This window comes from Salmonella sp. WC3, from assembly GCF_042932255.1.
GTDB lineage: Bacteria > Pseudomonadota > Gammaproteobacteria > Enterobacterales > Enterobacteriaceae > Salmonella > Salmonella enterica.
Genome location: NZ_CP170629.1, coordinates 2696874 through 2715892, shown reverse-complemented (window position 1 = coordinate 2715892; position 19019 = coordinate 2696874). Strand labels below are relative to the sequence as shown.

The 19019-nt window shown below is 53.6% G+C and carries 15 protein-coding genes and 1 pseudogene; 12 read left to right on the top strand and 4 right to left on the bottom strand.

The window, feature by feature from the left end; translation table 11 throughout:
- The first annotated feature begins 11 nt into the window (after positions 1 to 11).
- The 5 genes from prfA to kdsA are packed head-to-tail and all read left to right on the top strand — an operon-like array spanning position 12 to position 4018.
- Positions 12 to 1094 carry a peptide chain release factor 1 gene (gene prfA / locus ACFK9X_RS13135; protein WP_000804703.1) on the top strand — a complete coding sequence of 361 codons (1083 nt, stop codon included), beginning with the start codon at positions 12 to 14 and terminating at the stop codon, positions 1092 to 1094.
- Positions 1094 to 1927 carry a peptide chain release factor N(5)-glutamine methyltransferase gene (gene prmC, locus ACFK9X_RS13130; protein WP_000347310.1) on the top strand — a complete coding sequence of 278 codons (834 nt, stop codon included), beginning with the start codon at positions 1094 to 1096 and terminating at the stop codon, positions 1925 to 1927. The genes prfA and prmC overlap by 1 nt, the downstream gene beginning before the upstream one ends.
- On the top strand, positions 1924 to 2313 hold the full coding sequence (gene sirB2, locus ACFK9X_RS13125) for an invasion regulator SirB2 (protein WP_000150667.1): 390 nt from the start codon (positions 1924 to 1926) through the stop codon (positions 2311 to 2313). The genes prmC and sirB2 overlap by 4 nt, the downstream gene beginning before the upstream one ends.
- A gap of 3 nt (positions 2314 to 2316) precedes the next feature.
- Positions 2317 to 3126: an invasion regulator SirB1 gene (gene sirB1 / locus ACFK9X_RS13120; RefSeq protein WP_001257065.1), complete on the top strand. Its 810-nt coding sequence runs from the start codon at positions 2317 to 2319 to the stop codon at positions 3124 to 3126.
- Between the two features lie 37 nt (positions 3127 to 3163).
- Complete coding sequence (gene kdsA, locus ACFK9X_RS13115) at positions 3164 to 4018, top strand: 3-deoxy-8-phosphooctulonate synthase (RefSeq protein ID WP_000811046.1); 855 nt, start codon at positions 3164 to 3166, stop codon at positions 4016 to 4018.
- A 53-nt stretch (positions 4019 to 4071) separates the two neighbouring features.
- Here the strand turns inward: kdsA and chaA are convergent, their stop codons facing one another.
- Entirely contained in the window at positions 4072 to 5172 is a 1101-nt protein-coding gene (chaA, locus tag ACFK9X_RS13110) for a sodium-potassium/proton antiporter ChaA (protein ID WP_151116681.1), read from the bottom strand.
- 267 nt (positions 5173 to 5439) lie between these two features.
- Between chaA and chaB the strand changes: the two genes are divergently transcribed.
- A complete protein-coding gene (chaB, locus tag ACFK9X_RS13105) occupies positions 5440 to 5670 on the top strand; it encodes a putative cation transport regulator ChaB (protein ID WP_001146392.1) in 231 nt (76 codons plus the stop codon).
- Between the two features lie 79 nt (positions 5671 to 5749).
- Here chaB and ACFK9X_RS13100 read toward each other — a convergent pair whose 3' ends face one another.
- Entirely contained in the window at positions 5750 to 6103 is a 354-nt protein-coding gene (locus tag ACFK9X_RS13100) for a DsrE/DsrF/TusD sulfur relay family protein (RefSeq protein WP_001179795.1), read from the bottom strand.
- A 176-nt stretch (positions 6104 to 6279) separates the two neighbouring features.
- Here ACFK9X_RS13100 and ACFK9X_RS13095 point away from each other — a divergent pair, with 176 nt between their 5' ends.
- Complete coding sequence (locus tag ACFK9X_RS13095) at positions 6280 to 7704, top strand: YchO/YchP family invasin (RefSeq protein WP_024131709.1); 1425 nt, start codon at positions 6280 to 6282, stop codon at positions 7702 to 7704.
- Here the strand turns inward: ACFK9X_RS13095 and narL are convergent, their stop codons facing one another.
- Together narL and narX are read right to left on the bottom strand one after the other, a co-directional pair.
- Positions 7705 to 8355 (bottom strand): two-component system response regulator NarL, encoded by a 651-nt coding sequence (gene narL / locus ACFK9X_RS13090; RefSeq protein WP_001064598.1) that lies wholly within the window; start codon positions 8353 to 8355, stop codon positions 7705 to 7707.
- Positions 8348 to 10143 (bottom strand): annotated as a pseudogene (gene narX / locus ACFK9X_RS13085) (nitrate/nitrite two-component system sensor histidine kinase NarX). Before narX ends, narL begins: the two are co-directional and overlap by 8 nt.
- Positions 10144 to 10483: 340 nt before the next feature.
- Between narX and narK the strand changes: the two are divergent.
- The 5 genes from narK (at position 10484) to narI (ending at position 18928) form a co-directional block, all read left to right on the top strand.
- Positions 10484 to 11881, top strand: coding sequence for a nitrate transporter NarK (gene narK, locus ACFK9X_RS13080; protein WP_151116679.1), 1398 nt, complete (start codon positions 10484 to 10486; stop codon positions 11879 to 11881).
- Positions 11882 to 12268: 387 nt separating this feature from the next.
- A complete protein-coding gene (locus tag ACFK9X_RS13075) occupies positions 12269 to 16012 on the top strand; it encodes a nitrate reductase subunit alpha (protein WP_151116677.1) in 3744 nt (1247 codons plus the stop codon).
- Positions 16009 to 17544, top strand: a complete 1536-nt coding sequence (gene narH, locus ACFK9X_RS13070) for a nitrate reductase subunit beta (RefSeq protein ID WP_151116675.1) — start codon at positions 16009 to 16011, stop codon at positions 17542 to 17544. The genes ACFK9X_RS13075 and narH overlap by 4 nt, the downstream gene beginning before the upstream one ends.
- Positions 17541 to 18251: a nitrate reductase molybdenum cofactor assembly chaperone gene (narJ, locus tag ACFK9X_RS13065; protein WP_000571667.1), complete on the top strand. Its 711-nt coding sequence runs from the start codon at positions 17541 to 17543 to the stop codon at positions 18249 to 18251. Before narH ends, narJ begins: the two co-directional genes overlap by 4 nt.
- Positions 18251 to 18928 carry a respiratory nitrate reductase subunit gamma gene (gene narI, locus ACFK9X_RS13060; protein ID WP_151116673.1) on the top strand — a complete coding sequence of 226 codons (678 nt, stop codon included), beginning with the start codon at positions 18251 to 18253 and terminating at the stop codon, positions 18926 to 18928. Before narJ ends, narI begins: the two co-directional genes overlap by 1 nt.
- Positions 18929 to 19019: the final 91 nt, after the last annotated feature.

The following is a 19019-nucleotide window of genomic DNA, read 5'->3' as shown; positions in this document are numbered from 1 at the left end:
AATTTACGCCTATGAAGCCTTCTATCGTTGCCAAACTGGAAGCCCTGCACGAACGCCATGAGGAAGTTCAGGCGTTGCTGGGCGATGCGGGAATTATCGCCGACCAGGACCGCTTTCGCGCATTGTCGCGCGAATATGCGCAATTAAGCGACGTTTCTCGCTGTTTTACGGACTGGCAACAGGTTCAGGACGATATCGAGACGGCTCAGATGATGCTCGACGATCCTGAAATGCGAGAAATGGCGCAGGAAGAACTGCGCGAAGCGAAAGAAAAAAGCGAACAACTGGAGCAACAGTTACAGGTACTGCTGCTGCCGAAAGATCCGGACGATGAACGAAACGCGTTCCTTGAGGTTCGCGCCGGCACTGGCGGCGACGAAGCCGCGCTGTTTGCCGGCGATCTGTTCCGCATGTACAGCCGTTATGCCGAAGCGCGCCGCTGGCGCGTGGAGATCATGAGCATGAGCGAAGGCGAGCATGGCGGTTATAAAGAGATCATCGCCAAAATCAGCGGCGACGGGGTGTATGGCCGACTGAAGTTTGAGTCCGGCGGACACCGCGTACAGCGTGTTCCGGCGACCGAGTCGCAGGGGCGTATCCATACCTCCGCCTGTACCGTCGCCGTGATGCCGGAGCTGCCGGAAGCCGAGCTGCCGGATATTAACCCGGCGGATCTGCGCATTGATACGTTTCGTTCTTCCGGCGCGGGCGGTCAGCACGTTAACACCACCGACTCCGCTATCCGTATTACCCACTTGCCGACCGGCATCGTGGTGGAATGCCAGGACGAGCGTTCGCAGCATAAAAACAAAGCGAAAGCGCTCTCGGTGCTCGGGGCGCGCATTCACGCCGCCGAAACGGCAAAACGCCAGCAGGCCGAGGCGTCAACGCGCCGCAACCTGCTTGGCAGCGGCGATCGCAGCGATCGTAACCGGACCTATAATTTCCCGCAGGGGCGCGTGACCGATCATCGTATTAATCTGACGTTATATCGCCTTGATGAAACGATGGAAGGTAAGCTGGATATGCTGATTGAGCCGATTGTTCAGGAACACCAGGCTGACCTGTTAGCCGCCTTATCCGAGCAGGAATAATGGATTTTCAGCACTGGCTGCATGAGGCGGTAAACCAGCTCCGGGACAGCGACAGCCCCCGGCGCGACGCCGAGATCCTGCTAGAGTACGTTACGGGCAAGGGGCGGACGTATATCATGGCCTTTGGCGAAACGCCGCTTACCGACGTCCAGCAACAACAGCTCGCGGACCTGCTGCAGCGGCGTAAACAGGGCGAACCTATTGCGTACCTGACGGGCTTACGCGAATTCTGGTCGCTGCCGCTCTTCGTTTCTCCCGCCACGCTAATCCCGCGCCCGGATACCGAATGTCTGGTTGAACAGGCGTTGGCGCGATTGCCGGTAAAAACCTGTCGTATTCTGGATTTAGGCACCGGAACCGGCGCGATTGCGCTGGCGCTGGCCTGCGAGCGACCGGATTGCGAGGTGACTGCGGTCGATCGTATGCCTGATGCGGTTGCGCTGGCGATACGCAACGCGGAACATTTGGCTATCCGGAATGTGCGTATACTGCAAAGTTGTTGGTTCAGCGCGCTATCGGGGCAGCAGTTCGACATGATTGTCAGCAATCCGCCCTACATTGACGCGCAGGACCCGCACCTTAGCGAAGGCGATGTACGCTTTGAACCGCGCTCGGCGTTGGTGGCGGACGAAAACGGTATGGCGGATCTTACGCATATTATCGATAACGCCCGCCAGATGTTAACGCCCGGCGGCTTCCTGCTGCTGGAACACGGTTGGCAGCAGGGCGAAGCGGTAAGAGCGGTTTTCAGGCGGTCTGGTTACTCGGATGTAGAAACGTGTCGTGATTATGGTGGTAATGAACGCGTGACCTGCGGACGTTTTACGCCATGACAATTGCAATGTTGCTCACGCTTCATCTTATCTGTGTTGCGCTCTCCGTCAGTTTGTTTGTCGCTCGTTACTGGTGGCGCTATTGCGGCCATGCGTTGGCCGCCGCGCGCTGGACACGAATCGTGCCTCCCGTCATAGATACCCTGTTACTGCTTAGCGGTATTGGGTTAATCGTTAAAACGCACATCCTGCCATTCACGGAGTCGGGCTCATGGCTGACTGAAAAACTGTTTGGCGTTATCATCTACATCGTTTTGGGTTTTATTGCGCTTGATTATCGTCAGGCGCGCAGCCAGCAGGCGCGTTTTATCGCTTTCCCGCTGGCGCTGGTGGTGCTGTACATCATCATTAAACTCGCCACCACAAAAATACCGTTACTGGGGTAAGTCATGAGGTCGTTAGCTGATTTCGAATTTAACAATGCGCCGCTGTGTGATGGCATGATCCTGGCATCAGAGATGATTCGCCTAGATTTTCCCACGCAGTTTGTCTACGACGAACTGGAACGTCTGGTCAGTCTGGCGCAGGAAGAAATTAGCCAGCTCCTGTCTCAGGATGAGCAACTGGAAAAATTGCTGGCACTTTTTTACGGCGAGTGGGGGTTCACGGATTCCCGCGGCGTCTACCGTCTTTCTGATGCTTTATGGCTCGATAAAGTCCTGAAAAAACGCCAGGGGAGCGCGGTATCGTTGGGCGCTATTTTATTATGGATAGCAAACCGTCTTGATTTGCCGTTGGTGCCCGTTATCTTCCCAACGCAGTTGATTTTGCGTATTGAATCGCTGGAAGGGGAAATGTGGCTGATTAACCCATTCAACGGTGAAACGCTTGATGAACATACTCTGGAAGTCTGGTTAAAAGGCAATATTAGTCCGGTCGCCGAGTTGTTTAACGAAGATTTGGACGAGGCGGATAACGCCGAAGTGATTCGTAAACTACTGGATACGCTGAAATCCTCGCTGATGGAGGAACGGCAAATGGAGCTGGCGCTACGCGTTAGCGAAGCATTGTTGCAATTTAACCCGGAAGATCCTTACGAAATCCGTGACCGCGGGTTGATCTACGCGCAGCTTGAGTGTGAACACGTTGCGCTGACTGATTTAAGCTACTTCGTTGAACAGTGTCCGGAAGACCCGATCAGCGAAATGATTCGTGCGCAGATCAACACCATTGCGCACAAGCAAATTGTTCTACATTAATTAACCGACATTTTACCTATAAGTGTAAGGCGATCCTATGAAACAAAAAGTGGTTAACATTGGCGACATTAAGGTGGCAAATGACCTGCCGTTTGTGCTGTTTGGCGGTATGAACGTGCTGGAGTCACGCGATCTGGCAATGCGCATTTGTGAGCACTACGTAACCGTTACCCAGAAGCTGGGTATTCCTTACGTGTTCAAGGCCTCTTTTGATAAAGCCAACCGTTCCTCTATTCACTCTTACCGTGGGCCGGGCCTGGAAGAAGGGATGAAAATCTTCCAGGAACTCAAACAGACATTTGGCGTAAAAGTGATCACTGACGTCCATGAAGCCAGCCAGGCGCAGCCTGTGGCTGATGTGGTTGACGTGATTCAGCTCCCGGCGTTTCTGGCGCGCCAGACCGACCTGGTGGAAGCGATGGCGAAAACCGGCGCTGTGATTAACGTGAAAAAGCCGCAGTTCGTAAGCCCGGGTCAGATGGGCAATATCGTGGATAAGTTCCATGAGGGCGGTAACGATAAGGTGATTCTGTGCGACCGCGGCGCGAACTTCGGTTATGACAACCTGGTGGTGGATATGCTGGGCTTTAGCGTGATGAAAAAGGTCTCCGGCAACTCGCCGGTGATTTTCGACGTTACCCATGCGCTGCAATGCCGCGACCCATTTGGCGCTGCCTCGGGCGGTCGTCGTGGTCAGGTGACCGAGCTGGCGCGCGCCGGTATGGCTGTCGGTCTGGCGGGCCTGTTCCTGGAGTCGCATCCGGACCCGGCTAACGCGAAGTGCGACGGTCCTTCCGCGCTGCCGCTGGCGAAACTGGAGCAGTTCCTGACCCAGATAAAAGCGATTGATGATTTGGTGAAAAGCTTCGACGAGCTGGATACCGAGAACTGATTGCGGTTTTTAGCTTGTGTAGGCCGGATAAGATACTATCCGGCTTTTTTATATCAGGCAAAAATCGTCATCAGATAGGCGGCAAATAAAGCCAGATGCGCCGCGCCGTTTAGCACGTTGGTGCGTCCGGTAGAGAACGAAATATGGCACAGCACTAACGAGGCCACCATCACTACCATTTCCGGCGCGCCTAAACCAAACACCAGATCATTACCTGTCGCCCAGGCGATGAGCGTGACGACCGGCACGGTTAATGAAATCGTCGCCAACACCGATCCGAAGAACAGATTCATTGCCCGCTGAACCTGATTATTCAGTACCGCCTTCAGCGCTCCCAGTCCTTCCGGCGAGAGAATTAACAGCGCGACCAGGAAACCGGTAAAGGAGACCGGGGCGTTCATACTGGTCAGCAACGCCTCCAGCGGGCTGGCATTCATTTTGGTAACGGCAATGACCGCAATTAAATGAATGAGTAACCAGACCGTATGCCAGCCGCTACTGTGCGCGGAGGGTTTACCGTGGTGTGGATTGTCATCATCGCCTTCATCTTCATGTTCATAGATAAATAAGCTCTGGTGCGTTTTGGTTTGAATCAACAAAAATACGCCGTACATCGCGGCGGAAATTAACGCGACCAATAATGCCTGACCGGTAGAGAAATTGGCTTGCGGCAATGCCATTGGAAAAACCAGCACAATAATCGCCAGCGGAAACAGCGCGATAAGATACTGCTTAATCCCAAATAAATTCATATATTGCGTTGCGAATTTACGCCCGCCCAACAACAACGAGAAACCGACCAGTCCCCCGGTGACAATCATAATAATAGAGTAGAGCGTATCGCGCATAAGCGTTGGCGCAGCATCGCCGGTAGCCATCAGCGCTGAAATTAAACTCACCTCAAGAATAACGACGGACAGGCTTAAAATAAGCGATCCGTAGGGTTCGCCGAGTCGGTGCGCTAATACATCGGCATGACGGACCACGCTAAATGCGCTGCTTAAAATACCAATAAGTGCAAGGATATTGATGCCAATAACCACTGGTAGTGACTGGCTGCTTCCCCAAAGGAACAGCACTACCAGCGCAAGAACCGGGAAAATAAGCGAAGTCTCCTTATGGCGGGTTTTCACCGCCTCACAGGCATGCGTCATGAGGGTCTCCCTTGTGCAGGTGTTAATATTTTGGAAAGAGTAGAGAAGGTAAAAATAGCAGAAATTTGTATTTTTTTAGTGGTTTTTTACGTAGTTTTACGGCGTAGACGATTTTTTTTCTTTCAAGGTCAGTAAAACAACGATCTTGTTTTAACAGTGTTTAAATAACAAAAAGTTAATTTCCGTAAAAAGCAAAAATCCTCCTCGACTGACGTAATAACGCATTGTTTACCACACTTAATGTTTTCCCTGAAGACGGAGGTGCGGATGCCGTATAAAGCCAAAAGTGATTTACCCGATAATGTGCGGAATGTTCTTCCAGCCCATGCCCAGGACATTTACAAAGAAGCGTTTAATAGCGCCTGGGAGCAATATAAAGATAAAGCCGATCGTCGTGATGACGCCAGTCGCGAGGAAACCGCACACAAAGTCGCCTGGGCGGCGGTTAAAAACGATTATGAAAAAGGCGAGGATGATAAATGGCATAAGAAAAAATAAACGCGGTATTACTCACGTGTTAGCCTGATTTTCTTGCCGGAAGTCTATCCTGACGCGGGAGCTTTTCCCGCGTACAGATTCAAAATGTCAGCACTTTGTCCGCCGCCAGCGTCCATTGCGCCAGCTCGACCAGCGTTCCGATTTCCACACCGTCAATCAGCGGCAGGGGAGTGATACCACGTCCGTCCGCACAGGTTTTGCATAATTTTACCGGTACGTTTTGCGCGGTCAGAATTTCCAGCATTTGCTGAATATTGTAGCCTTCGGCTGGTTTTTGACCGCGTAACCCTGCGGTTACGGCATCTGACATCAAAAACAGGCGTAAATTGAGATGGCTTTCCTGCTCGCGCAGCGCAATGGCCAGACGCAGGCTATTAAATAATGATTCGCTGCCGTAGGCGGCGCCGTTAGCGATAATGACGATATTTTGCATGAATAACCCTTCTCCTCGAGAAATTTTGTCGGCAATGGCGTTATGTTACCTCGGGAACCGGGTACCGCCAAATGCGTGGAGAAAATCCTGGGACGCTCTGCGGAAAAAATAAGGATATTCCTGGAAGCACGAGAAAAGGCTGCAAAACCTGTCCGGACACGTTATGGTTTACTCTGATGCCATTCCTCTTATCTTTTGTTGTAGAAGTTGCCGACACGTTGAGCCGTATTGTTTTTCGTTCATTCTCACTCTCGCTTCTCTTGCTGACTGCCAGCGGTACGATCCGTGCGCAGGCGCAAGACCCTTTCGATCAAAACCATCTGCCGGATTTAGGCATGATGCCGGAATCCCACGAAGGGGAAAAGCATTTTGCCGAGATGGCCAAAGCGTTTGGCGAAGCCAGCATGAAAAATAACGATCTGGATACTGGTGAACAGGCGCGGCAATTCGCTTTCGGACAGGTACGCGATGTGGTCAGCGAGCAGGTTAACCAGCAGCTTGAAAGCTGGCTATCAGCCTGGGGCAGCGCCAGCGTGGATATTAACGTCGATAACGAAGGTCATTTTAACGGCAGTCGCGGAAGCTGGTTTATCCCTTTACAGGATAAACAGCGCTATCTGACCTGGAGCCAGCTTGGTCTTACGCAACAGACTGACGGACTGGTAAGCAACATTGGCGTAGGACAGCGCTGGGCTCAGGATGGCTGGCTTCTTGGCTATAATACCTTTTACGATAATCTGCTGGATGAAAATCTACAGCGCGCCGGCTTTGGCGCGGAGGCGTGGGGAGAATATTTGCGTTTATCCGCCAACTATTATCAGCCTTTTGCCGACTGGCAGACGCATACGGCGACCTTAGAACAGCGAATGGCGCGCGGGTATGATATCAACGCGCAAATGCGGCTGCCGTTTTACCAGCATATCAATACCAGCGTTAGTCTGGAGCAGTACTTTGGCGATAGCGTGGATCTGTTTGACTCCGGAACGGGGTATCACAATCCTGTCGCGTTAAAACTGGGTCTCAACTATACGCCAGTACCTTTGCTTACCGTGACCGCCCAGCACAAACAGGGCGAGAGCGGGGTCAGTCAGAATAACCTGGGGCTGACGCTTAACTACCGCTTCGGCGTGCCGCTCAAAAAGCAGCTTGCCGCCAGTGAAGTGGCGCAAAGCCAGTCATTACGCGGTAGCCGCTATGATACGCCGCAACGTAACTCGCTGCCGACAATGGAGTATCGGCAGCGTAAAACGTTAACGGTTTTTCTGGCGACGCCGCCCTGGGATCTTACGCCTGGTGAGACGGTTGCGTTAAAATTGCAGGTGCGCAGCGTGCACGGTATTCGTCATTTGAGCTGGCAGGGCGATACACAGGCATTAAGTTTGACGGCAGGAACGGACACCCGCAGTACCGAGGGCTGGACAATCATTATGCCGGCCTGGGATCACCGCGAAGGCGCGGCAAATCGCTGGCGTTTATCGGTGGTGGTTGAAGATGAAAAAGGTCAGCGTGTCTCTTCCAATGAGATCACGCTCGCGCTGACTGAACCGTTTATCACGATGCCGGACGATAATCCGCATTGGCAACCGTTCCAGGAGCAATAATTAAAAGATGCGTTCCTGATGTACCCAGACGGCGGCCTCCACGCGCGATTTCAGCTTCATTTTCTTGAGCATATGTTTCACGTGCACTTTGACCGTACTTTCGGTGATATCCAGACGTCGGGCAATCATCTTATTCGGCAATCCCTGCGCGATGAGCTTCAGAATATCGCGCTCACGCGGGGTGAGTTGCGTTACATCGCGATCGGTGGTAGCGCGGTTGGCCCGCAGGCTGGCCGCCAGTACCGGCGTTAACGCTTCACTTAATACCATTTCGCCGGCGGCGGCCTGTTGTAACGCTTTGAGCAAGTCCTCCGGCTCCATGTCTTTCAACAGATAACCATCCGCGCCGCGCTTTAGCGCCGTGACGACATCTTCTTCATGGTTGGATACGCTGAAAACGACAATACGTCCTGACAGCGCTTTTTCGCGTAATTTATCCAGCGTTTCGAGACCATTCATTCCCGGCATATTCAAATCAAGGAGGATCAGATCGGGATCGAGCGATTCCGCCAGGTCAATACCCTGCTCACCGTTGCTGGCTTCTCCGACCACGCTGATATCGGGCGCCATACTCACAAGCTGCTTTACACCCGTGCGTAGCATCGGATGGTCGTCGATTAACAGGATGGTTGCCGGTTCCTGATTATTCATGGGTATCTCCCTGGGTTTCTGTGAAGTTTGTTTCTGGAATAAAAGTAACAGTGACCTCTGTTCCGCCAGTCTCGCGTCGGCGTACCTGGCAATCGCCGCGCAAACTTTGCGCCCGATCGCGCATGATGATCATGCCGTAGTGATTACTGCGTTCGGCGTTTTCCGGGACGCCGCAGCCATTATCCTGCACTTTTAGTTTGACCTGTTTGCCACATTGCGTCACTGTCACCACCACATCGTCGGCATGAGAGTGTTTAAGGGCGTTGCTGAGGGCTTCCCTGGCAATTTGCAACAGGTGTATCGCCTGGTGTGACGGCACCAGGCGGGGGGGAAGCTGATAATCCAGTTTTACCGTAAAGCCAAACCGGGCGCTGAACTCCTGGCAGCTTGCTTCCAGCGCCGGACGTAGCCCGGGTTCCGTCAACTGTAAGCGGAAAGTGGTTAACAGTTCGCGCAGTTGCGCCCAGGAGCAGTTCAGCTCATTGCGAATTTGGCTGAGTAACTCACGGCTGCTTTCCGGTAACACGTCGCCCTGCATTTGCAGGCAGCTCACCTGCATCTTCATACAAGAGAGCGACTGGGCAATAGAATCATGCAGTTCGCGGGCAATGGTGGCACGCTCTTCCATGACAATCAACTGCTGCTGGCGCTCCTGATGCCTGTCGAGCGCCAGAGTCGCGGTAAGCTGTTCAACCAGCGTGTCCACCAACTGTTGCTGATCGTGGCTGAGATGGCGTCCATAGGGCAGCGTCGCCAGCAAAATACCGTATTGGGTGTGAGAGTCGGTGAGCCGCCATTTTAAGGTGGTGCCGCCGTTAATCATCGGCAGGGCGCTACGTGGGCAAAGGTGGCAGCCTTTATCATCGCAACTGATGTCCGACTGACAGGTAAATTCCTGGTGATTATCTTCATCTTCCAGGTCATAGACCCGCAGCTCAATATCATGCAACTGGGTTAAATTTTGCAGGCCATTCAGTACCGGTGAAAGACGTTCACATAGCGGAGCCTGTGAATGCAGTCGGCGGTTGGCTTGCCACAAAAACGAGAGAATCTGGTTTTTATGTTCCAGACCGGCTGTTTTTTCCTGTACGCGCTGTTCCAGTACCGCATAACTTTCGGCCAGTTCTTCAGACATATTATTGAGCGCAGAACCCAACGCGGCCATCTCATTGCGTCCACTGATATTGGCACGTTGGGTAAAGTCGCGCTGACTGACGGCGCGCGCCATTGATAACAACTGTTTCCAGGGCTGCAAAAGGCGAACACGTAGCCAGATAATCGTAAATACCAGCAATAGCGCCATAAAGATCGCCATTACCCGGTGAACTAATACCACGCGTTCGATACGCAATTCAGTAGTATGGTCGAACGACGTCACCAGGCGATCCAGGCCCGCCACAAAGCGCGTGACATCTTCTGCGACCGCGTGCGCGTTTTGCGCGTGCTGTAGCCCTGGCGAGATTCGTTATGCCAGTAATCCTGCAACGCTTTAAGCTGCTTCTGCTGCCCGTCTCGCTTAGCGGCGCGGGTCAGTTCAGGGCTGAATGCCGTTTGCTCCATCTCATCCAGCAGCTTTTGATCTTTAGCATCCAGCGGGACAGCGGCCAGTAGTCGATAGCTTTGCATACGCAATGAGCCCGCTTTATTAATCGCATGAGCGCTACCCTGTACGCCCTGAACCAGCCAGCCGGAAACCGCCATCCCCGCCACGCCGATAGCGGTAGAGAGCATGACAATCAGCGCCAGTTGGTTAACCAGCGTAAGAGGAGAGAAACACCGTTTAAACATGTTACCTTCTTTCTTCGGGGTAATGTCGCCGAAAAAACGTAGCAAAAAAGAGGGGCGTCAATCGGCTGTGCCGCTATTCTCAACGATACAGCGGAGTATACCCATACCTATAACGAGTTACTCCTTAATTGCCGCCGTAGAGAGGTATCTGCGACGGGAAGGAGTAGACAGACACAGCATGGTGAAAAACCACAGCTTTTTTACCAAAATAGCCTACTCATTAAGGGTAATAACGCTTTTTAGTCGCCGGTGATGACGACTTTTCCTTTGATTTATATCAACTTACCTTCGGCAGTAAACCCTAATGTGGCAGACATCAAATCAAGAATCAGAGGTGTCTATGAGTCACTCATCCGCCCCGGAAAGGGCAACTGGCGCTGTTATCACGGAATGGCGTCCGGAAGATCCGGCGTTCTGGCAGCAGCGCGGCCATCGTGTCGCCAGCCGTAATTTGTGGATTTCTGTCCCGTGTTTACTGCTGGCGTTTTGCGTCTGGATGCTATTTAGCGCAGTGGCGGTAAACCTGCCGAAAGTGGGATTTAATTTTACGACCGATCAGCTCTTTATGTTGACTGCGCTGCCATCTGTTTCCGGCGCGCTGCTACGGGTGCCTTACTCCTTTATGGTGCCGCTATTTGGCGGACGTCGCTGGACAGCGTTCAGTACCGGTATCCTCATCGTGCCTTGCGTATGGTTAGGCTTTGCCGTTCAGGATACCAGTACGCCATTTAGCACTTTCATTATTATTTCCTTGCTGTGTGGTTTTGCCGGCGCGAACTTTGCCTCCAGTATGGCGAACATCAGCTTTTTCTTTCCTAAACAAAAGCAGGGCGGCGCGCTGGGTTTGAACGGCGGTCTGGGCAATATGGGCGTGAGCGTGATGCAGCTGGTTGCGCCGCTGGTGGTTTCGTTCTCTATCTTTGCCGCCTTTGGTAGCCACGGTGTAGAGCAGCCGGATGGTTCTCAGCTCTATCTGGCGAACGCAGCCTGGATTTGGGTGCCTTTCCTGGCCATTTTTACGCTGGCGGCGTGGTTCGGCATGAACGAACTGGCGACGTCTAAGGCCTCGCTAAAAGAGCAACTGCCGGTGCTCAAACGTGGTCATCTGTGGATCATGAGTCTGCTGTATCTGGCGACCTTCGGATCGTTTATCGGTTTCTCCGCGGGGTTCGCTATGCTGTCTAAAACACAATTCCCGGATGTGCAGATCCTGCATTATGCGTTTTTCGGTCCGTTTATCGGCGCGCTGGCGCGTTCGGCAGGCGGCGCAATTTCTGACCGTCTGGGGGGGACTCGCGTCACGCTTATCAACTTTGTCCTGATGGCGATTTTCAGCGGTCTGCTGTTCCTGACATTACCTACTGGCGGCGTTGGAGGTAGCTTTATCGCGTTCTACGGGGTATTTCTGGCGCTATTTCTGACGGCGGGGTTGGGGAGTGGTTCTACCTTCCAGATGATCTCCGTTATCTTCCGTAAACTGACGATGGACCGGGTTAAAGCGGAAGGCGGGTCGGACGAAAGAGCCATGCGTGAAGCGGCGACCGATACGGCGGCGGCGCTGGGCTTTATTTCCGCGATTGGCGCGATTGGCGGCTTTTTTATTCCGAAAGCGTTTGGTTCATCTTTAGCATTAACTGGTTCTCCAGTCGGCGCGATGAAAGTCTTTCTTATTTTCTATATCGCCTGCGTCGTTATTACCTGGGCGGTATATGGACGTCATTCTAAAAATAAAAAGTAATTTTTGATTATCCTTTGCGCGGCGTTAGACCGCGCTTTTTTTTACCTGTATTTAGTTACAACATACTTATAGTCAAGAAGAGAGGCGCGACAGGGCTGACCACGCACATTTTTATCGGTCATCCAGGGGGATACCCCTTAATACCCACTTGTTGAAAATTTAACATTCAATTTGTGCGTAAATTTAATTTTATGTAATTAAATCAGTAATATATATAAATAAAACTCCTCCTCCAAAAGGAGTATGCAGGAGGTTTGCGCGCCATTTGCATCCCTGTCCGCCTTGATCGTTATCAATTCTCACGCCCATTCAGCGCGTTACCTTCGCCCTTAGTTAAGCAATGTCGATTTATCAGAGAGCCGTAAGGTTCCACACAGGAGAAACCCGATGAGTAAATTCCTGGACCGGTTTCGCTACTTCAAGCAGAAGGGCGAAACCTTTGCCGATGGGCACGGCCAGCTTCTCGAAACAAACCGGGACTGGGAGGACGGATACCGCCAACGTTGGCAGCATGACAAAATTGTGCGCTCAACCCATGGGGTGAACTGCACCGGTTCTTGTAGCTGGAAAATTTATGTCAAAAATGGTCTGGTGACCTGGGAAACACAGCAAACCGATTACCCACGCACCCGTCCTGATATGCCAAACCATGAACCTCGCGGCTGCCCGCGCGGGGCAAGTTACTCCTGGTATCTCTACAGCGCTAACCGACTGAAATATCCGCTAATGCGCAAACGTCTGATGAAGATGTGGCGCGAGGCGAAAAAACTGCATCGCGATCCGGTAGAGGCATGGGCCTCCATTATTGAAGATGCCGATAAAGCCAAAAGCTTCAAACAGGCGCGTGGTCGTGGCGGCTTTGTTCGCTCCTCATGGCAGGAAGTGAACGAGCTGATCGCCGCCTCCAACGTGTACACCGTGAAAACCTATGGTCCTGACCGCGTCGCGGGCTTCTCACCCATTCCGGCGATGTCGATGGTTTCCTACGCTTCCGGGGCACGTTATCTTTCGCTGATTGGCGGTACCTGCCTGAGCTTCTACGACTGGTACTGCGACCTACCGCCAGCCTCCCCGCAAACCTGGGGCGAGCAGACCGACGTGCCGGAATCCGCTGACTGGTACAACTCCAGCTATATTATCGCCTGGGGCTCTAACGTGCCGCAAACCCGTACGCCGGATGCCCACTTCTTTACCGAAGTACGTTACAAAGGCACTAAAACCGTCGCGGTGACGCCGGACTATGCCGAAATCGCCAAACTGTGCGATCTGTGGCTGGCGCCGAAGCAGGGGACCGATGCGGCGATGGCGCTGGCGATGGGCCACGCCATGCTGCGCGAATTCCACCTCGACAACCCGCGCCAGTACTTCACCGATTATGTCCGTCGCTATACCGACATGCCAATGCTGGTGATGCTTGAAGAGCGTGATGGTTATTATGCCGCAGGTCGTATGCTGCGCGCTGCCGATCTCGTTGATTCGCTGGGGCAGGAAAATAACCCGGAATGGAAAACCGTTGCTATCAACAGCAACGGTGAAATGGTGGCGCCAAACGGTTCAATTGGTTTCCGCTGGGGCGAAAAAGGCAAATGGAACCTCGAACAGCGCGACGGGACTACCGGTGCAGAAACTGAATTGCAGCTCAGCTTGCTGGGCAGCCAGGATGAGATTGCTGAAGTGGGCTTCCCGTATTTCGGCGGCGAAGGTTCAGAGTACTTTAATCATGTGGCGCTGGATAACGTCCTGCTGCATAAACTGCCGGTTAAACGTCTGCAACTGGCCGATGGTTCTACCGCGTTAGTTACTACCGTTTACGATCTGACCATGGCTAACTATGGTCTGGAACGCGGCCTGAACGATGAAAATTGTGCCGCCAGTTATGATGATACCAAAGCGTATACCCCAGCATGGGCCGAGCAGATCACCGGCGTGCCGCGGGCGCAGATCATCCGTATCGCCCGGGAATTCGCCGATAACGCGGATAAAACGCACGGACGTTCAATGATTATCGTTGGCGCTGGTCTGAACCACTGGTATCACCTCGATATGAACTATCGCGGGCTGATCAATATGTTGGTGTTCTGTGGTTGCGTTGGTCAGAGCGGCGGCGGCTGGGCGCACTACGTCGGCCAGGAAAAACTGCGTCCGCAGACCGGCTGGCAGCCGCTGGCGTTTGCCCTTGACTGGCAGCGTCCGGCGCGTCACATGAATAGCACCTCTTACTTCTATAACCACTCCAGCCAGTGGCGCTACGAGACGGTGACCGCCGAGGAGTTACTGTCGCCGATGGCGGACAAATCCCGCTATAGCGGTCATCTGATTGACTTCAATGTGCGCGCCGAGCGTATGGGCTGGTTGCCGTCGGCGCCGCAGTTAGGCACCAACCCGCTGTATATTGCGCGTGAAGCGGAAAAAGCCGGTATGACACCGGTAGACTATACCGTCAAATCCCTGAAAGAGGGTTCGATTCGCTTTGCCGCCGAGCAGCCGGAAAACGGTAAAAACCACCCGCGTAACCTGTTCATCTGGCGTTCTAACCTGCTTGGCTCTTCCGGTAAGGGCCATGAGTACATGCTGAAATATTTGCTGGGTACTGAGCATGGTATTCAGGGGCTGGATCTGGGTAAACAGGGCGGTGTGAAGCCGGAAGAAGTGGAGTGGCGTGACAATGGCCTGGACGGCAAACTGGATCTGGTGGTGACGCTGGACTTCCGCCTGTCGAGCACCTGCCTGTACTCCGATATCGTACTGCCGACCGCCACCTGGTATGAAAAAGACGATATGAATACCTCGGATATGCATCCGTTTATTCATCCGCTGTCTGCCGCCGTAGATCCGGCCTGGGAATCGAAAAGCGACTGGGAAATCTACAAAGGCATTGCGAAGAAATTCTCCGAAGTCTGTGTAGGTCACCTGGGTAAAGAGACTGACGTCGTGACGCTGCCGATCCAGCACGACTCTGCCGCTGAACTGGCACAGCCGCTGGACGTGAAAGACTGGAAAAAAGGTGAATGCGATCTGATCCCAGGGAAAACCGCGCCGCACATCATGACCGTTGAGCGCGATTACCCGGCGACTTACGAACGCTTTACCTCTATCGGCCCGCTGATGGAGAAAATCGGCAACGGCGGGAAAGGGATTGCTTGGAACACGCAGAGCGAAATGGACTTGCTGCGTAAGCTCAATTACACCAAAGCGGACGGTCCGGCGAAAGGCCAGCCGATGCTCAACACGGCGATTGACGCGGCAGAGATGATCCTGACGTTAGCGCCGGAAACCAACGGTCAGGTGGCGGTGAAAGCCTGGGCGGCGCTGAGCGAGTTTACCGGTCGCGACCATACGCATCTGGCAACTAATAAAGAAGAAGAGAAAATCCGCTTCCGCGATATTCAGGCCCAGCCGCGCAAAATTATCTCCAGCCCGACCTGGTCTGGTCTGGAAGATGAGCACGTTTCTTATAACGCCGGTTATACCAACGTTCACGAGCTGATCCCATGGCGTACGCTGTCTGGTCGCCAACAGTTGTATCAGGATCACCAGTGGATGCGCGACTTCGGCGAAAGTCTGCTGGTGTATCGCCCACCGATCGACACCCGCTCGGTGAAAGCGGTGATGGGGCGTAAATCCAACGGTAATCCGGAGAAGGCGCTCAACTTCCTGACGCCGCACCAGAAATGGGGTATCCACTCGACCTACAGCGATAACCTGTTGATGCTGACCTTGTCGCGTGGCGGCCCGATTGTGTGGATGAGCGAAACCGACGCCAAAGATCTGGGCATTGAAGATAACGACTGGATCGAAGTCTTCAACAGTAACGGCGCATTGACCGCACGTGCAGTGGTCAGCCAGCGTGTACCGGCGGGCATGACCATGATGTACCACGCGCAGGAACGTATCGTAAACCTGCCGGGGTCGGAAATTACCCAGCAGCGCGGCGGTATTCATAACTCGGTGACGCGCATTACGCCGAAACCGACCCATATGATCGGCGGCTATGCGCAGTTAGCCTACGGCTTTAACTACTACGGTACCGTCGGCTCCAACCGCGATGAGTTTGTGGTGGTACGTAAGATGAAGAACATTAACTGGTTGGATGGCGAAGGCAATGACCAGGTACAGGAGAGCGTAAAATGAAAATTCGTTCACAAGTCGGCATGGTGCTGAATCTCGATAAGTGCATCGGCTGTCATACCTGTTCAGTCACCTGTAAAAACGTCTGGACCAGTCGCGAAGGTATGGAATACGCCTGGTTTAACAACGTAGAAAGTAAGCCTGGCGTTGGTTTTCCGAATGACTGGGAAAATCAGGAAAAATGGAAAGGCGGCTGGATCCGCAAAATCAACGGCAAACTACAGCCGCGCATGGGCAACCGGGCGCTGCTGCTGGGTAAAATCTTCGCTAACCCGCATCTGCCGGGCATCGACGACTACTACGAGCCGTTTGATTACGACTACCAGAACCTGCATACCGCGCCGGAAAGCAAACATCAGCCGATCGCGCGTCCGCGCTCGCTGATTACCGGCCAGCGGATGGACAAAATTACCAGCGGGCCAAACTGGGAAGAGATGCTGGGCGGCGAGTTCGAAAAACGCGCCAAAGATCAGAATTTCGAAAACATGCAGAAGGCGATGTACGGCCAGTTCGAAAACACCTTCATGATGTACCTGCCGCGCCTGTGCGAGCACTGTCTCAACCCAGCGTGCGTGGCGACCTGCCCGAGCGGCGCGATTTATAAGCGTGAAGAAGATGGCATCGTACTGATCGACCAGGACAAGTGCCGCGGCTGGCGGATGTGCATCACCGGTTGCCCGTACAAGAAAATTTACTTCAACTGGAAGAGCGGCAAGTCCGAGAAGTGCATCTTCTGCTACCCGCGTATCGAAGCTGGTCAGCCGACCGTTTGCTCCGAAACCTGCGTGGGCCGTATCCGTTATCTCGGCGTACTGCTGTATGACGCAGATGCCATTGAAAGCGCCGCCAGTACGGAAAACGAAAAAGATCTGTACCAGCGTCAACTGGACGTGTTCCTCGATCCAAACGATCCGGCTGTCATTGAGCAGGCACAGAAAGACGGCATTCCGCTGAGTGTGATTGATGCGGCGCAGAAATCGCCAGTGTACAAAATGGCGATGGACTGGAAGTTGGCTCTGCCGCTGCATCCGGAATACCGCACGCTGCCGATGGTCTGGTACGTGCCGCCTTTGTCACCGATTCAGTCTGCCGCCGACGCGGGTGAACTGGGCAGCAACGGTATTCTGCCGGATGTAGACAGTCTGCGTATCCCGGTGCAGTACTTGGCGAACCTGTTGACCGCTGGCGACACCCAACCGGTACTGTTGGCGCTGAAACGGATGCTGGCGATGCGTCACTACAAACGTGCGGAAACCGTAGACGGTAAAGTGGATACCCGCGCGCTGGAAGAGGTGGGTTTAAGCGAAGCCCAGGCGCAGGAAATGTATCGTTACCTGGCGATTGCTAATTACGAAGATCGTTTCGTGGTACCAAGCAGCCATCGTGAACTGGCGCGTGACGCATTCCCGGAGAAAAGCGGTTGTGGCTTTACCTTCGGCGATGGTTGCCACGGGTCTGATACCAAATTCAATCTGTTCAACAGCCGCCGCATCGACGCTGTTGATGTGACCAGCAAAACGGAGCCGCACGCATGATTGAACTCGTCATTGTTTCGCGTCTGCTCGAGTACCCGGATGCTGCCCTGTGGCAGCATCAGCAGGAGTTGTTCGATGCGCTCGCGTCATCTGAGAACCTGGATAAAGAGGATGCCCAGACTCTGGGCGTTTTCCTGCGCGATTTAACCGCGCAGGACCTGCTGGATGTACAGGCCGCTTATAGCGAACTGTTTGACCGTGGTCGCGCCACATCACTGCTGCTGTTTGAACATGTTCACGGGGAGTCCCGCGATCGCGGTCAGGCGATGGTTGACCTGATGGCACAGTATGAGCAGCACGGTTTGCAGCTCGACAGCCGCGAACTTCCCGATCATCTGCCGCTGTATCTGGAATACCTTGCGCAGTTGCCGAAAAGCGAAGCGTTAGGGGGTTTACAGGATATCGCGCCGATTCTGGCGCTGCTCAGCGCACGTTTGCAACAGCGTGACAGCCGTTATGCGGTGCTGTTCGATCTGCTGTTAAAACTGGCGAATACCGTTATCGACAGCGACAAAGTGGCTGAAAAAATTGCGAATGAAGCACGTGATGATACCCCGCAGGCACTGGATGCGGTCTGGGAAGAAGAGCAGGTGAAATTCTTCGCCGATCAAGGGTGTGGCGAGTCGGAAATCTCCGCTCACCAGCGTCGTTTTGCCGGGGCCGTGGCGCCGCAATATCTGAATATCACCACCGGAGGACAGCACTAATGCACTTCCTGAATATGTTCTTCTTTGATATCTACCCGTACATTGCCGGATCGGTATTTCTGATCGGTAGCTGGTTACGTTACGACTACGGTCAGTACACCTGGCGGGCGGCTTCCAGTCAGATGCTGGATCGCAAAGGAATGAACCTGGCGTCAAACCTGTTCCACATTGGGATTCTGGGTATTTTCGCCGGTCACCTCCTGGGCATGTTAACGCCGCACTGGATGTATGAAGCTTTTCTGCCGGTCGACGTGAAGCAGAAGATGGCGATGATTGCCGGCGGCGCCTGCGGCGTGCTGACGCTGGTTGGCGGTATTTTACTGCTCAAGCGTCGTCTGTTTAGCCCACGTGTCCGCGCCACCACTACCGGCGCAGATATTTTGATTCTCTCGCTGCTGGTGATTCAGTGCGCGCTGGGCCTGCTGACCATTCCGTTCTCCGCCCAGCATATGGACGGGAGTGAAATGATGAAGCTGGTCGGGTGGGCGCAGTCAGTTGTGACCTTCCACGGTGGCGCATCCGCACATCTGGACGGTGTAGCCTTTATCTTCCGTATGCACCTGGTACTGGGGATGACGCTGTTCCTGTTATTCCCATTCTCGCGCCTGGTGCATATCTGGAGCGTGCCGGTCGAGTACCTGACCCGCAAATACCAGATTGTACGTGCGCGTCACTGATTTTCTCTCGATGCCCTAAACTCCGCTTCGGCGGAGTTTTTTTATGGCTGTTTGCCGAAGTGCGGCATAAATGCCTTATCGACCGCCGCCT